Consider the following 13,851-nt stretch of genomic DNA (forward strand, 5'->3'; position numbering starts at 1 on the left):
GAAGTCATATGTTAGTTATCTTCTTCGTGATCCACTTGCCATTCCCAGTCGAGCATGCCGTAAATCAAGGAATCGCGCCAGTGGTCTTCGAGATAGACCGTCTCGCGAAGCTGTCCTTCCTTCGTCATGCCGACCTTTTGCAACACGCGTTCGGAAGCGACGTTCCGTGGGTCACACGTTGCCGTGATGCGGTGTAGTTCTAGTTTTTCGAAACCGAATTGGAGAAGGAAAGAGGCGATCGACGTCGCATATCCGTTCCCCCATTCATCAGGCGAGAGGACGTATCCGATTTCGGCGATTTTATTATCAACGTCTGTGATGACGAGTTCACCGGCACCGATGACGACGTCACTTGAAAACGTCACGGCAAAGACATAACGACGTCTTGGTGTCTCGAGTTCACTTTCAAGCGCATCATGTAGGAATTGTTTCGTATCCGTTTCGGTATTCGGTCCCCATGATTGGAATTGACTGACGATGGGTTGTGAGGCATAGGCGTGAACCGCTTCCACATCTTCTGGTGTAAAACGACGAATTCGAAGTTGATCATTGATTTTATAACGCATGCAGCATCCTCCTCTTTCAGATGAAGTCACTTTGATTCTATTTGACAGATGGGGAACGGATTCCTGTTTGACATGGGAAAAAGGGCGTGCTAGGGTGGTTGTATCGAATGGAATAGGGAGTATCCTCTAGGGTTCCGTACGGCTGGACCGAGGGAGGAACATGGACGTTTGTCCATGCAACGGAGGGATAAAAGCCCGGGAGTAAAGCGAATCGTCTCGCTTGCTCCCGGGCTTTTTCATTTGAATTTACCTATCAGGAGGCAATTACTATGGCAAAGTATTGGATTGGCATCATCGTCGCAGCGTGTTTTGAAGTGGGCTGGGTCATCGGATTAAAACATGCGGCAACACCACTTGAGTGGGCTGCAACGATCGTCTGTATCATCGTTAGCTTTACCGTGCTAATTAAAGCGAGTAACCATTTACCAGTCGGAACGGTCTATGCTGTTTTCGTCGGTCTCGGAACAGCAGGAACGGTCGTAACGGATATCGTGTTATTCAATCAAGCAGCTTCCGTGATGAAATTAGCATTGATCGCTGTCTTACTCGTCGGCGTCATCGGTCTGAAGTTAGTCAGTGGAGAGGAGAAATCAGCATGAGTTGGATTTATTTAATCATTGCCGGAATCTTTGAGATGTTTGGTGTCGTCTTGATCAATACGTTCAATCAAAATAAGAATGCGAAGAATCTACTGTTGATGGGAACAGGATTCGGACTCAGTTTTCTATTTTTGACACTTGCGATGAATGGTTTACCGATGGGAACAGCGTACGCGGTATGGACGGGAATCGGAGCAGCGGGTGGTGCGATTCTCAGCATGGTGCTCTATAACGAATCAAAAGACTGGAAGCGACTGGTCTGCATCGGTCTTGTCTTGAGTGCTACAATCGGCTTGAAACTCGTCGGTGAATGATCGTTTACATGTCAAACAGATGACGTTTTAATGGAACGCATGTTTTTTGGCATATTTTAACGCAAAAGAGGAAATACTCCTTATAGAAGTCACGCATGACAAATCGTGTCGATAAGGGGAGAATATTCATGAAAACGAAACAATATATCGGAACATTCTATTCAGAAGAAGAATTGATCTCAAAAATGGATGAGTTACACATTCAGGGACATCGGGAGGAAGACTTCTACGTTATCGTCAAGGAGAAGTCGAACATCGCACTCGTCCGTAGCCAGATGGACGCAGAAATCGCGACGACGAAACCGTCTTGGATCGACCGGATTCGTGGAAACAAAGGACGCGATCAAGAAGTCGATGATCTGTTCGGGTCACTTGATCTATCAGACAATGAGATCGAACAACGCAAAACGGAAGTCGAAGGTGGAGGCTTCGTTCTGTTGCTTGAAGTCCAAGACATCCAGTTCGATCCACATTTAAATACAGATAATACGCATCCTGATGTAAAGGTTCGTTATGGTAGTGGCGAAGAGACGCATACGTCATCAGATGCGAATTCCAATGCACAGCTCGGCTCCGGTAATCCGCTTGATATTGATAAAGATTCGAAGGAAGAGCATGCAGAGATTGATTTGCATCGTGCCGGTACGGATAAGATGCCGCAAGACGAGCAGGCAATCGATCATTCAAAAAAACTCGACGGGAACCGGGAACCGGACATCGCGATGCGTCGGGATGATGATTTCCGACGTCCGGAAACAGAACGCGAGGAAAAAGAACATGATGCAACGCAAGACGGCGAAGAACATCGTCAATCGAAACATCAATCAGATGACATCGCCAAGCAAGACCATGGAAATAATTTAGACCGCTAAAATAATAGATTAGAATCACGCATCAGGGTCATCATCAAAGAAGGTACTTTCCGGATCAATTCCGAAAGGTACCTTCTTTTTGTATGGAGATTAAACGAGAATCGTCTCGTCTTATTTATGATCCGGATTTGATCCTGTACGCACGTTGGCGTTCAATTGATCGATGGCTTGCATATCAGCGTCTGACAAGGTGAAGTCGAAGACATCAAGATTTTCGCGAATGCGGCTTGGCGTGACAGATTTCGGAATCGCGACGATATCGTGTTGCAAGTGCCAACGGAGGACGACTTGAGCTGGCGTTTTCTGATGACGATCGGCAATATCGACGATGACCGGATGCGTTAACGCGTCGCGTCCTTTCATCAATGGACTCCAAGCTTCAACGACGATACCGTGCTTGCGGCAAAAGTCTCGGATCGCTTCTTGGCTGAGGAACGGATGGAGTTCAATCTGATTGACGGCAGGAACGATTGATCCTTCGGCTAAAATTCGTTCCAAGTGCGGAATATGGAAGTTCGAAACACCGATGGCACGCGTCTTTCCTTCTGCATAGAGATGTTCGAGCGCCCGCCATGTCTCGACATAACGATTTTCTTTTGGCATCGGCCAATGAATCAGATACAAGTCAACATAATCGACACCAAGCTTTTGCAGACTCGTCTCGAAAGCGGCAAGTGTCTCTTCATAGCCGTGATCGGAATTCCAGACTTTCGTCGTTAGAAAGATCTCTTCTCGGGGAATGCCCGAGTCACGCAGCGCGCGACCGACACCTTCTTCGTTCTCGTAAATCATCGCCGTATCGATTGAACGATACCCGGCGCGGAGTGCTTCGCTGACCGCTTCATATACTTCTTCTTCCGGTACTTTAAAGACACCATATCCGAGTTGGGGCATGCTGATGCCGTTATTTAACGTAATCTGTTGCATCGATTCATCGACTCCTTTGTAGTAAATTCTTCTCTTTTCTAGTGTACGCGCTCCTCCTGTAAAAATCGAATGATTGCCGAAGTGAGTTCTTTTGCGTATACTGAGCGATAACAAATATTAGGAGGCGATCCTGTGATTCGACAAGCTGTTTTACAATACATACATGAGCAACACGCACTCGATCAACTCGAAGAAGTAATAGGTGATCGTTCAGCAGTCCTGATTCATGGACGTCAAGCCTATGAAGCAGCCGCTTTTGCTTTACCAGCATTACCACGTCTTTTATTTGAAGGGCATTGTACGGATCAACAGGTGGAAGCTTTCAAACAGGTATGTGCTCCATACGATGTGATTCTCGCGCTCGGAGGTGGGAGTGTCATCGATACGGCAAAACAAGTCGCGTTTCAATTACAACGCCCGATCATCGTCATTCCGACGATCGTCTCGAACTGTGCTCCGTGGACTCCGCTCAGTGTCATGTATAACGAAGAGGGACAGTACATCCGATTTGATACGTTCCCCGTCGTGATTGAAGCCCTTTTACTCGATCATCGGATCATCGCAGCAAGTCCGTATGATTATTTCGTAGCCGGACTCGTCGATACGCTAGCGAAGTGGTATGAAGCACGTGCCTTAAGCGGATCATCAGCTGAAGATCCCGTCATTGAGATGGCGCTTCGAACAGCTGAACGTTGTAAGGATCTTATCTTGTCGACGAATATAACGGAAACGCGTTTTCGTGAGTATCCCGTTGAAATGCAACATCTCGTCGAAACCGTCATTCCGTTAGCTGGAAGTATCGGCGGTTTTGGTGACGCGGCGACGCGTGGTGCAATCGGACACGCAGTGCATAACGCGTTATCTCCTCATCCGGAAACACACGCGTTTTTACACGGGAGTAAGGTCGGTTATGGACTACTCGTTCAGGAGAAGCTACTCGGACATGATGATGATTATGAAGAGTTGCGTGACTATCTTCTTGCACAAGAACAGCCGACGGCACTCGCAGACTTCGCATTATCGCTCGATGTCGTCGAAACACTTGCTTTACGGACATCGAAAGAGGAACTGTGTCGTCTGTTGCGTCCGATCGTGTCAATGGAACAACTAGTGGATGCTATTACACGGAACGAGACGGTTTCCGTTTCGACAACTTAAAATAAAAATACGCACATGTGCCGAATCAGACGGTCCATGTGCGTATTTTTATTGTGCTTTCGCAAAGCGAGCATAAGGAGCAGGGCGACCGAGTAGGTATCCTTGACCAAGATCGAAGCCGAGTTCGCGGCAAAGATCGAGTTCTTCTTGCCGTTCGATGCCTTCCGCTAAGATTTGAATCCCCATTTCTCGTGTCAGATGACGGGCTTTTCGTAAAAAGGCTTCGTTTTCTGAGTTCGTATCGCAGTGATCGATGAAGGAACGATCAATCTTAATATAATCCGGTTGAAGCAAGGACAACATATCGAGTGTCGAGAAACCAGCGCCAACATCGTCCAGTGCTACTTGAATGCCTTGCTTTTTATATTGTTCGAAGACGTGTTTCAAATGGTTGACGTCTTCAATTTTTTCCGTTTCGACGACTTCGAAGACGAGCCGACTTGGATCGACTTGATAACGTTCGACGATCTCAAACGTATGGCGAAGGCAGTACTCCGGATTATAGATCGTCGAAGGAAGGAAGTTGATGAACGTTTTTGTTGTGCCACCGATATGATGCGTCGCACGGATGGCTTCTTCACGCGCCCGCTGATCGAGACGGGAATGGAGTCCCATCTTCGAGGCCGTTGAAAACAAGACACCAGGCGAGATAGACGTGTTATCATCAGCTGCTCGTAGCAAGGCTTCGTTCGCGACGAGCACGTTGCGCTGGATATCATAAATCGGTTGTAGGTGGCTTGTCATGACCCCATGCTGGATGAAATCAATCGCAGACCGATGCTTCAGTTGTTCTAGAAGTGCTGAAGCTAGGATGGGTGCTGTCACGTAACGCGATTGTGTGGCGCGACAAGACACCGGATAATCCGCTACACGTAAGAGCGATGTCAGTAACTGTTCGAGCTGTTCAAACGATTGATAGGAATAGATTTCTGGCGTCGGTGATTGAATATGGAGTGCTCCCGCTTCAACAAAACGGATTGATGTCGTACATTCGGCGCAAGGATGCCACATAAAGGGATGTCCACCTCTCAGTACATCAAAAAAAGATGTATTTATTAAATTGGTTAAATTCTTTACCCTAAGAGAAAAAGAAATTAAACCTGTTCTTCATAATCATTGACCTCATATAAAAAAGAGAAGGGAACGACGGACACAATTCCGTACGTTCTCTCCTCTATCGGTCACATTCTTTCATTGTGAAGTGTAAACAAACCAGAAAGTGAGATGCAAGACAGCAGCCATTGGAACGAGCCATTGGAACTTCGCTTTCCGTGTCTTGTGCCGAACTGTGTACATACCGATCCAAGAACCGAGCGCACCACCGAGGAAAGCAATCGTCAATAGTGTCGCTTCGGGTGTTCGGTAAGCATGTTGCCGCGCCCGACGTTTATCCTGCCACATCGAGACAAATCCGATGAGTGTCAGGAGGAGGTAATACCCTAAGATGATCCTCATGAAAAAACGACTCCTTTTCTACCGTTCGGCACCACCACCGCCGGAACTTCCGCCACCACCGCGACTGCCACCATTTCCACCGCCACCACGCATGATCGCGGAGAAGATGTTCAAAATCGCAAAGAAGAACATACCACCGGTGAACTTCATATCGAGGAACAATAAGATCAGTAATCCAGCACCGATCAGAATCTTCGTCCAAAGCGGAAGTCCGTTGTCATTTTGTGTTTTCGGAGGATCCTGTGACTCAAGCGATTGATCCTTTGAGATGACACTGACGACCGCTTTATATGTTTCGGAGGCTGCTTTTCCATACTCACTGTTTTCCTTGTAAGGAACAGCATACTGATCGAGAATACGTCCGGCTGTGATGTCTGTCAAAATCCCTTCGAGTTTATAACCGACCTCGATCCGGAATTGGCGATCCTTTTCGTTCGGAGCGACGACGACAAGAACACCATTGTCTTTTCCTTCTTGACCGATGCCTTGGCGCCGGAACGTTTCATTGGCGTAAGAGCTTAAATCCTGTCCCTTTAGATCGGGAACCGTCTTGAGGACGACTTGTGCTGTCGTATATCGTTCGAGTTCCTGACCGAGTTGCGCGAGTTCGGCTTCTTCCGAAGGGGTGAGCAGCTGAGCATCATCCTGAATGAAGAAGGCTGCTCCCGTCCGTTCTGAAACGGCACTAGCTGTTGGAACGAAGAGGAAGAAGACGAGGAACGCGCTCAACAGAAGTCGCGTCCACCGCCGAATCATTTCGAATCACTGTTAAAGTCGACGGTCGGATTTTCCCGGTCGCTGTCTGAAATCTCGTAATACGGCTTTTTCTCGAATCCGAAGGCGGATGCGTAGAGTGTCGTTGGGAAGCTCCGACGTTTTTTGTTGTAGAGGGTTACAGCATCATTGTAATCCTTGCGGGCGATCCCGAGACGATTTTCTGTTCCTTCCAGCGTGTCCATCAAGGATTGGAATCGTTCGCTTGATTTTAGTTCCGGGTAAGTCGTCTGCAAAGCAATCAATCCGCGAAGCGAAGACGTGACTTGTTGGTCGGCTTCAATTCGTTGTTCAGTTGACGCAGCACGCGCAAGACCAGCTTGGGCTTCTGCGACTTTTCCATATACTTTTTCTTCTTGACCTGCAACACCTTTGACAGTTTCAACGAGGTTCGGAATCAAATCCGCACGACGCTTGATCTGGTTGTCGACTTGCGACCATTTATTCGATACATCTTCTTCTACATTGACGAGGCTATTGTATTGTCCGATTGCTAAAAAGGCAATTACGGCAACAATAACGACTCCGATGATTAATGGGAGTTTTGATCTACTCCGACTTCTGCGTGCCATGTGGCATTCACTCCTTTAATTATGTCTCATCCCTATATACCCTTAAGCGACTGAATTAGTTTCAAAAAAATGAAAAACCGTCAGCTAAAATAGCTAACGGTTTGAACTTACATGTAGACGATGACAGCTAAGACAGCTGCTAAGACAAGGCGGTAGATGGCGAACGGAACGAGTTTGATCTTGTTGATCAGCTTCAAGAAGAAGCGAATCGATAAGAGGGCAAACACGAACGACGCAACGAAACCGACAGCATAGAATGCGAAGTGATTCGGTTGAATGTTATCCCAGTTCTTAACGAGCGAAAGGAAACTAGCACCGAACATGATCGGTACAGCCATGATGAATGTGAAGTCAGCTGCCGTCCGGTGATTCATCCCGAGGAAGACCCCTCCGGAAATCGTTGAACCAGAACGGGAGAAGCCAGGCCAAAGGGAAATACATTGGAACAGACCGACGAGTGCTGCTTGGCGATATGTAATCTGATCAAGCGATGTCGTTTTTGGTTCCTTTGGTCCGAATTTATCGGCTGCGATCATCAAGAGGGCACCGACAGCAAGACCGATGATGACCGTTTCAATCGAGAAGAGGTTCTCATCGATGAAATCTTCGAATAACAACCCGAGAACAGCTGCTGGTAGAAGACCGATCAAGACGTGACGTAGTTTTAACTTGTGTGTCCCTGATGCGTCATGTTCGCCTTCAATCTTATACAAACCGATCAGGCTGAAGAGGCGTTTCCAAAAGACGACGACGACCGCAAGAATCGATCCGAGCTGAATGACGATTTTAAAGGTGTTCGCCGAATATTTACCGAGAAAATCGGTCGTTTGCAACCACATGTCATCGACGATGATCATGTGACCTGTGGAAGAGACCGGTGCAAATTCCGTCATCCCTTCGACGAAACCGAGTAAGAGCGCTTTTAAAAGTTCAATGATTGTCATGATAATCTCCTTCTATATGATGTGCTAGTTAAAAACATATCATGTTTTATTCTTGTGAGATAGAACTAATTGGAATATCGGGCGCAAGACCGAGGAAAGTATGGATTGATAACGGAAGGAAAAAGGCGTACGATGACTGTATAATCAAACAAATATTTGAATGAGGTGAGAGAATGCGTGAAGCGACTGAACCGATCCGGATTTCAGGAATTGATTGTGCGAACTGTGCAGCGAAAGTAGAGCGTGGCGTGGCAAACGTAACAGGAGTCAAGGAAGCGACGTTGGATTTCGCAGGGCAACGTCTCTATATCACATACGCATCCCCAGATATCCAAGAACAGACGTATCGTCACGTTGTTCAGCGTGTTCACGAACTAGAACCAGATGCTCTCCTGCAACGCGAGCAGGATACACGAGACACGACTGAAATGGTATTTTGGACAAGGTCAAAGAAACTTCAAACACTCATAGGTCTGACTTCTTTCGGAATAGCATTTCTTGTTCCCGAGTCCATACAAATATGGTTGTATCTTACGGCGTATGTATTCATCGGGAATGAAGTATTACGTAATGCACTTCGGTCGACACGACGCGGACAGTTGTTTGACGAGAATTTTTTGATGATGCTCGCGACGATCGGGGCATTCGTCATTGGGGAGTATACAGAAGCGGTGGCAGTCATGTTGTTTTATCAAATCGGTGAATATTTTCAGCATAGGGCTGTCAATCAATCACGACGCTCGATTTCAGCATTGATGGATATTAGACCAGAGCAAGCCGTGCTTGAGGATGGGCGACGTGTGCGTCCGGAAGATGTCATTCCAGGACAGCGAATCATCGTCCGTGCTGGGGAACGGATTCCACTTGATGGAACGATCAAGCAAGGTACTGCCTTTCTGGATACGGCAGCATTGACAGGAGAATCGGTTCCTCGGCGTGTACATGAAACGGATCATGTGCTAGCCGGTACGATCAGCACGGGCGGACAGTTAGTGATTGAAGTAGATCGGTCGTATACGGACTCGGCGGTCGCGAAAATCATTTCACTGGTAGAACAAGCCTCTCGTCATAAAGCACCGACGGAAAAGTTCATCACACGATTTGCGCGAGTTTATACGCCGGCTGTTGTCGTGATTGCGCTAATTTTAGCGGTTCTGCCGCCTCTCTTACTGAATGCTTCCTTTAGCGAGTGGACGTACCGGGCGCTTGTCTTTCTCGTCATCAGTTGTCCTTGTGCGCTCATGCTCTCCATCCCGCTCGGCTTTTTTAGTGGAATCGGTGCTGCTTCAAAGCGAGGCATACTCGTCAAAGGCGGAAATCATCTAGAATCGTTGCAACGAATCGATACCCTCGTCTTGGATAAAACAGGTACGTTGACGAAAGGGAATTTTGAAGTCGTCGCTATTCAAGCACATACGATGACGAAACAAGAGTTACTACAAGTAGCAGCTCGGGTGGAACGGCAATCGAATCATCCGATCGCGACTTCGATCGTCCGGGCGGTTGATGGCTTACCATCTAAAGATGGTGGCATTCACTTATCAGAAATAGCAGGGAAAGGCGTCAGTGGGGAGTACGATGGTCGACTGCTGCGTGCAGGAAATGCCGAGTGGTTAAAGGAACTGGGCTTTACACCTGATAAAGAAACCGAAATCGGTACCTATGTTCACATTACTCAGGACCAAGACTATCTGGGATGGATTCGAATTGCAGATCAACTGAAGACGACGACGATGGAAGCGATCATCCAATTGAAAAAGCGAGGCATCCGTCGAATCGTCATGTTGACAGGCGATCGGAAACAGACGGCAGAAGCAATCGGAAAACAGTTGGATCTCGATCACGTCATTGCGAACTTGTTGCCGCATCAAAAAGTCGAAGCGCTGGAAGAACTGATGAAGACAGCAAAAGGAAAAACAGCGTTCGTAGGGGATGGAATCAACGATGCCCCTGTCCTGACACGGGCGGATGTCGGAATCGCCATGGGCGGAATCGGGAGTGATGTGGCGATTGAAGCAGCGGATGTCGTTTTGATGACCGATGAGCCGAAACAGCTTGCCGATGCGATGGATGTTGCCAGAACGACGCGAAAGATCGTCTATCAAAACATCTATTTTGCCCTTGGAATCAAAGCAATCTTTTTGTTACTTGGAGCCTTTGGAATCGCAACGATGTGGGAAGCCGTCTTTGCTGATGTCGGTGTGACAATGTTAGCGGTCCTGAATGCGATGCGTCTATTAAAGATACGTGCATGAACAAATATGCGATCATTTCCTCTTTTGAGGAGATGATCGCATATTTTTAGATCACCCGAGTGCGACATCGAGAATCATCATGACCGTAAACCCGACCATCAGACCAAGCGTTGCTAAATCGGATCCGTTCTCTGCTTGTGATTCCGGAATCAATTCTTCGACGACGACGAAAATCATCGCTCCGGCAGCAAACGATAACGCATACGGTAGAAGCGGTTGAACGAAGAAGACCGCGGCTGCTCCGACCATCGCGGCAATCGGTTCGACGATTGCTGACAATTGACCGTAATGGAAGGCGCGCCGGCGCGACATTCCTTCACCGCGTAGTGGAATCGATAGGGCAGCTCCCTCCGGCATGTTTTGTATCCCAATACCGAGTGCGAGCGTCAAGGCACCGGCGACGGTCGCCCCGTCCATGTTTAAGGCAGCGGCGCCAAAAGCGACACCAATCGCAAGACCTTCGGGAATATTGTGCAACGTGATCGCAAGAAATAGTAACGTCGTTTTCTTGAGTCCTGTCGAAGGACCTTCCGCTGTCTCGAGTGGTGCAGATAAGTGCAAATGCGGCGTGACGAAGTCGAGGAGACGGACGAAAAATCCACCAGCGAGAAAACCGATGGCAGCAGGAATCCAGGCGATTCCTCCATCCTGCTCCGTGAACTCGATCGCAGGAGCAAGCAGCGACCAAAACGACGCGGCAATCATGACGCCGGCGGCAAAACCGAGCATCATGTTCATGACGCGTTTTTCAATCGTCGTAAAGACGAAGACGAGTGCCGCACCAAGTGCGGTTAACCCCCACGTCATCATTCCGGCAAGCAATGCTTGCACGACGACGGGGAGGGAAGTAAACCAATCCAACATGACTATTCCTTCTTTCCGGGGACGATTTAAAGCATCCATCTGTATGAGAGCTTACCCGTTTTCGATCCGGACGATTCGTGTGAAGGGAATTTCAATGACTTCACGTCCGCGCAGAAAGAGAACGGAACGTTCGGGTTCTAGTCGTTCGACGAAACCGACGACCGTCACGTAGCTACTTTCCTTATAATACGTGATTTCAAGTTCGTTTCCTTCTATTAAAGCTTCTTGAAGCAGAAAGTGCCATGATTCTTGCAACTGTTCATCAATTTCAGGCAAGTCGAGCTGATGCATCTGGACATAGTATTCCCGCAGCAGTTGCAAATGTTCCGGCATGAGAAAAGGAATCCATTTTAAATTTCCCCGATCACGATACGCTGTCATGAAGATCACCTCCCGGATGACCGCCGACAAAACGAAGGCGACGTTTGGCGACACTCGTATCAAGAAACGAGACAGCGAGGCGAATCGTTCCTTTTCCGTAGCGAAGGTTGACGACATCCATTGCTTTTAATAACCGTCGCCGTTTCCAGAGCCGCGCATTATCCTCGAACAAAGACAACTGTAAGGTGCCTTGATCGGCAGTCAAATGCCCCACTGCGACGGATAAAAAACGAACAGGTTCTCCGTCGAGCCAATTCGGTTCGAATAATTGTAAGACGTGACGCAAAATGATGCGTTCATCGGATGTCGGATAAGGCAACCGTACTTGACGGGAGAAACCACTTCGGACGACGTTTCGAGAATAACGGACACCGATGTGAACGGTCCAGCCGACTTGATTCGAAAAGCGACAACGTGCGGCAACATCCTGTACCAGTTCATTGAGCACATTCCGGATGCGTTCGAACTGATAATAGTCCTGCATTAAGGTCACACCGTGTCCAATCGTCCGTTGAGGGGCTTTCTCGAACAGATGACGCGGGGGAAGCAGTGTCGGTGACGCGTCGAGTCCCCAAGCGTGATGCCACAGTTCGGCACCGATGACACCGAAGCGTTCGTGTAACTCTTCAACGGGGCGCATGGCAAGATCACCGATCGTTTCAATCCCCATCATCTGCAGATGTTGTTCCATGCGATGTCCAACTCCCCACATCTTTCGAATCGGAAAATCATGAAGACGTCGTGCGACATCAGCATATCCACATCGCGCGATGCCTTCTTTTTTCCCGATTAAATCAAGCGTCAATTTCGCGATGACGTTATTTGGACCAATCCCGATGCGGACGTGGATGCCGGTTTGTTTCAGGATTGCTTCTTTAATTTTGAGGGCAGCTTGCAGGTCAGAACCAAATAGGCGATCGGTTCCGGTCATGTCAATGAAACTTTCGTCAATCGAATAGACGCGGATGGCTTCAGGTGGGGCGAATTGGTGCAGGACATCCAGGACACGAATCGACGTCTTCATATAAGCGAGCATACGTGGTTCGACAAGTCGAATCGTACGACGAACAGCGTATGGCAATTGCTCGATTTCATATAATCGACCGGCTGTCTTGATTCCAAGTGCTTTTAAGGCAGGGGTGGCAGCGAGAATGACGGACCCGCTTCGTTTTAAATCGGAGACGACCGCCAGGCGTGTCGTCAAGGGGGGGAGATTGCGATACTGGCATTCACAGCTGGCGTAGAAGGACACACTGTCGACGCAAAAAATCCGTTTATCTTGTGGTAAAACGACGGAAGGAAACATTTGAATCACTCCTTTACATAAAAGAACGTATGTTCTTATTTTAATTTTCTTTGACTATAGCATGGTCTCAAAGTGTCTCAAAATAAAAACTGTTGAAAAAAGGGGAATTTGAACGATTTTCCCTCATATAAAAGGAGTTTGATACACTAAGGGAGAGAAAAAAGGGGGAACCTTCATTGAAAGAGACCATTATCCGTTTACCAGAATTACCGAAAACGCTTCAACCAGAGACGTTCGATCAAGTCGAAATCGATGACCCGTATCTAAAAGGAGCGCGTTATGAGAAAGAGTCGATGCCGAGTGAACTGACAGAACGCATCGATGCCTATCAAGTGTGTTTTCAAAATGTCTCGTTCGCGAATCTCACCTTTGACCGTGGTTCGTTCGAAGATATCCGTTTTGAGCAATGTGACTTAACGGGATGTCACTTCCAAGAAACTCGTTTTCACCGCGTGTCCTTCGTCGGATGCCGGATGACGGGTGTTCAGTTCGAAGATTGTACGCTGGACCATGTGACGATTCAGGAAGGACTTGCGGATTACGCACAGTTCATTCGCAGTACGGTCCGTCACCAACACTGGAGCGAAACGACGATGAAAGAAGCACAGTTCTTCGAAGTGAAACCGACCCAGTGGAAACTCGAAGCGGTCCGGCTTACGGATAGTCAATGGATTGAAACGCCGTTAAAAGGTCTCGACCTCCGGCAGACGGAGCTCTCTGGTATTACGATCGATCCGCGATTTTTACCAGGTGCTGTCATTACGGAAGAGCAAGCAGTTGCCTTTGCTCGTTTGTTAGGTCTCGTCATCCCATAACAAAAAGAAGTCCTTGTTTCGATGGATATTCGAAACAAGGACTTCTTTT

16 protein-coding genes are annotated in these 13,851 nt (G+C 47.9%); 6 read left to right on the forward strand and 10 right to left on the reverse strand.

The annotated features are described in order from the left end of the window. Positions 1-11 precede the first annotated feature (11 nt). Positions 12-566 (reverse strand): GNAT family N-acetyltransferase, encoded by a 555-nt coding sequence (locus KNQ09_RS13095; protein WP_214858778.1) that lies wholly within the window; start codon positions 564-566, stop codon positions 12-14. A 269-nt stretch (positions 567-835) separates the two neighbouring features. Here KNQ09_RS13095 and KNQ09_RS13100 point away from each other — a divergent pair, with 269 nt between their 5' ends. The 3 genes from KNQ09_RS13100 (at position 836) to KNQ09_RS13110 (ending at position 2,351) form a co-directional block, all read left to right on the forward strand. Beyond that, complete coding sequence (locus KNQ09_RS13100) at positions 836-1,165, forward strand: DMT family transporter (protein ID WP_214858779.1); 330 nt, start codon at positions 836-838, stop codon at positions 1,163-1,165. Beyond that, positions 1,162-1,479 carry a DMT family transporter gene (locus KNQ09_RS13105; protein WP_023467016.1) on the forward strand — a complete coding sequence of 106 codons (318 nt, stop codon included), beginning with the start codon at positions 1,162-1,164 and terminating at the stop codon, positions 1,477-1,479. The genes KNQ09_RS13100 and KNQ09_RS13105 overlap by 4 nt, the downstream gene beginning before the upstream one ends. 128 nt (positions 1,480-1,607) lie before the next feature. Then, positions 1,608-2,351: a general stress protein gene (locus KNQ09_RS13110; protein ID WP_064300616.1), complete on the forward strand. Its 744-nt coding sequence runs from the start codon at positions 1,608-1,610 to the stop codon at positions 2,349-2,351. Positions 2,352-2,462: 111 nt separating this feature from the next. On the opposite strand, the gene KNQ09_RS13115 is transcribed toward KNQ09_RS13110, so the two are convergent. Next, entirely contained in the window at positions 2,463-3,278 is an 816-nt protein-coding gene (locus KNQ09_RS13115; RefSeq protein ID WP_214858780.1) for an aldo/keto reductase, read from the reverse strand. Between the two features lie 132 nt (positions 3,279-3,410). On the opposite strand from KNQ09_RS13115, the gene KNQ09_RS13120 reads away from it, so the two are divergent. Beyond that, on the forward strand, positions 3,411-4,436 hold the full coding sequence (locus KNQ09_RS13120) for an iron-containing alcohol dehydrogenase family protein (protein ID WP_214858781.1): 1,026 nt from the start codon (positions 3,411-3,413) through the stop codon (positions 4,434-4,436). A gap of 48 nt (positions 4,437-4,484) precedes the next feature. Here the strand turns inward: KNQ09_RS13120 and KNQ09_RS13125 are convergent, their stop codons facing one another. The 5 genes from KNQ09_RS13125 to KNQ09_RS13145 form a co-directional block, all read right to left on the reverse strand. After that, positions 4,485-5,447 (reverse strand): EAL domain-containing protein, encoded by a 963-nt coding sequence (locus KNQ09_RS13125; protein WP_214858782.1) that lies wholly within the window; start codon positions 5,445-5,447, stop codon positions 4,485-4,487. Between the two features lie 180 nt (positions 5,448-5,627). Continuing rightward, positions 5,628-5,891, reverse strand: coding sequence for a DUF1294 domain-containing protein (locus KNQ09_RS13130; RefSeq protein WP_149426779.1), 264 nt, complete (start codon positions 5,889-5,891; stop codon positions 5,628-5,630). Between the two features lie 18 nt (positions 5,892-5,909). Then, complete coding sequence (locus KNQ09_RS13135) at positions 5,910-6,647, reverse strand: TPM domain-containing protein (protein ID WP_214858783.1); 738 nt, start codon at positions 6,645-6,647, stop codon at positions 5,910-5,912. Then, positions 6,644-7,237: a LemA family protein gene (locus KNQ09_RS13140; RefSeq protein ID WP_058705206.1), complete on the reverse strand. Its 594-nt coding sequence runs from the start codon at positions 7,235-7,237 to the stop codon at positions 6,644-6,646. The genes KNQ09_RS13135 and KNQ09_RS13140 overlap by 4 nt, the downstream gene beginning before the upstream one ends. A gap of 107 nt (positions 7,238-7,344) precedes the next feature. After that, positions 7,345-8,181 (reverse strand): undecaprenyl-diphosphate phosphatase, encoded by an 837-nt coding sequence (locus KNQ09_RS13145; RefSeq protein WP_214858784.1) that lies wholly within the window; start codon positions 8,179-8,181, stop codon positions 7,345-7,347. Between the two features lie 173 nt (positions 8,182-8,354). Here KNQ09_RS13145 and KNQ09_RS13150 point away from each other — a divergent pair, with 173 nt between their 5' ends. Then, positions 8,355-10,436 carry a heavy metal translocating P-type ATPase gene (locus tag KNQ09_RS13150; RefSeq protein ID WP_214858785.1) on the forward strand — a complete coding sequence of 694 codons (2,082 nt, stop codon included), beginning with the start codon at positions 8,355-8,357 and terminating at the stop codon, positions 10,434-10,436. 51 nt (positions 10,437-10,487) lie between these two features. Here KNQ09_RS13150 and KNQ09_RS13155 read toward each other — a convergent pair whose 3' ends face one another. From KNQ09_RS13155 to KNQ09_RS13165, 3 genes are read right to left on the reverse strand one after another with little or no spacing between them, the layout of a single operon-like run. Then, complete coding sequence (locus KNQ09_RS13155) at positions 10,488-11,300, reverse strand: ZIP family metal transporter (RefSeq protein WP_023467025.1); 813 nt, start codon at positions 11,298-11,300, stop codon at positions 10,488-10,490. 51 nt (positions 11,301-11,351) lie between these two features. Next, positions 11,352-11,681 carry a YolD-like family protein gene (locus KNQ09_RS13160; protein ID WP_023467027.1) on the reverse strand — a complete coding sequence of 110 codons (330 nt, stop codon included), beginning with the start codon at positions 11,679-11,681 and terminating at the stop codon, positions 11,352-11,354. Then, complete coding sequence (locus tag KNQ09_RS13165) at positions 11,665-12,987, reverse strand: Y-family DNA polymerase (protein WP_058714034.1); 1,323 nt, start codon at positions 12,985-12,987, stop codon at positions 11,665-11,667. Before KNQ09_RS13165 ends, KNQ09_RS13160 begins: the two co-directional genes overlap by 17 nt. Before the next feature lie 176 nt (positions 12,988-13,163). Here KNQ09_RS13165 and KNQ09_RS13170 point away from each other — a divergent pair, with 176 nt between their 5' ends. Continuing rightward, positions 13,164-13,802 carry a pentapeptide repeat-containing protein gene (locus KNQ09_RS13170; RefSeq protein ID WP_064300623.1) on the forward strand — a complete coding sequence of 213 codons (639 nt, stop codon included), beginning with the start codon at positions 13,164-13,166 and terminating at the stop codon, positions 13,800-13,802. Positions 13,803-13,851: the final 49 nt, after the last annotated feature.

Origin of the sequence: Exiguobacterium sp. s191, assembly GCF_018618955.1 — a bacterium.
Taxonomy (GTDB): Bacteria; Bacillota; Bacilli; order Exiguobacteriales; family Exiguobacteriaceae; genus Exiguobacterium_A; species Exiguobacterium_A abrahamii.

What these genes read in the sequence shown, in the direction of transcription:
- KNQ09_RS13165 (WP_058714034.1), bottom strand. Translation starts at nt 12,987, where the DNA reads ATGTTTCCTTCCGTCGTTTTACCACAAGATAAACGGATTTTTTGCGTC.
- KNQ09_RS13135 (WP_214858783.1), bottom strand. Translation starts at nt 6,647, where the DNA reads ATGATTCGGCGGTGGACGCGACTTCTGTTGAGCGCGTTCCTCGTCTTC.
- KNQ09_RS13105 (WP_023467016.1), top strand. Translation starts at nt 1,162, where the DNA reads ATGAGTTGGATTTATTTAATCATTGCCGGAATCTTTGAGATGTTTGGT.
- KNQ09_RS13140 (WP_058705206.1), bottom strand. Translation starts at nt 7,237, where the DNA reads ATGGCACGCAGAAGTCGGAGTAGATCAAAACTCCCATTAATCATCGGA.
- KNQ09_RS13160 (WP_023467027.1), bottom strand. Translation starts at nt 11,681, where the DNA reads ATGACAGCGTATCGTGATCGGGGAAATTTAAAATGGATTCCTTTTCTC.
- KNQ09_RS13100 (WP_214858779.1), top strand. Translation starts at nt 836, where the DNA reads ATGGCAAAGTATTGGATTGGCATCATCGTCGCAGCGTGTTTTGAAGTG.
- KNQ09_RS13150 (WP_214858785.1), top strand. Translation starts at nt 8,355, where the DNA reads ATGCGTGAAGCGACTGAACCGATCCGGATTTCAGGAATTGATTGTGCG.
- KNQ09_RS13130 (WP_149426779.1), bottom strand. Translation starts at nt 5,891, where the DNA reads ATGAGGATCATCTTAGGGTATTACCTCCTCCTGACACTCATCGGATTT.
- KNQ09_RS13155 (WP_023467025.1), bottom strand. Translation starts at nt 11,300, where the DNA reads ATGTTGGATTGGTTTACTTCCCTCCCCGTCGTCGTGCAAGCATTGCTT.
- KNQ09_RS13125 (WP_214858782.1), bottom strand. Translation starts at nt 5,447, where the DNA reads ATGTGGCATCCTTGCGCCGAATGTACGACATCAATCCGTTTTGTTGAA.
- KNQ09_RS13145 (WP_214858784.1), bottom strand. Translation starts at nt 8,181, where the DNA reads ATGACAATCATTGAACTTTTAAAAGCGCTCTTACTCGGTTTCGTCGAA.
- KNQ09_RS13095 (WP_214858778.1), bottom strand. Translation starts at nt 566, where the DNA reads ATGCGTTATAAAATCAATGATCAACTTCGAATTCGTCGTTTTACACCA.
- KNQ09_RS13110 (WP_064300616.1), top strand. Translation starts at nt 1,608, where the DNA reads ATGAAAACGAAACAATATATCGGAACATTCTATTCAGAAGAAGAATTG.
- KNQ09_RS13115 (WP_214858780.1), bottom strand. Translation starts at nt 3,278, where the DNA reads ATGCAACAGATTACGTTAAATAACGGCATCAGCATGCCCCAACTCGGA.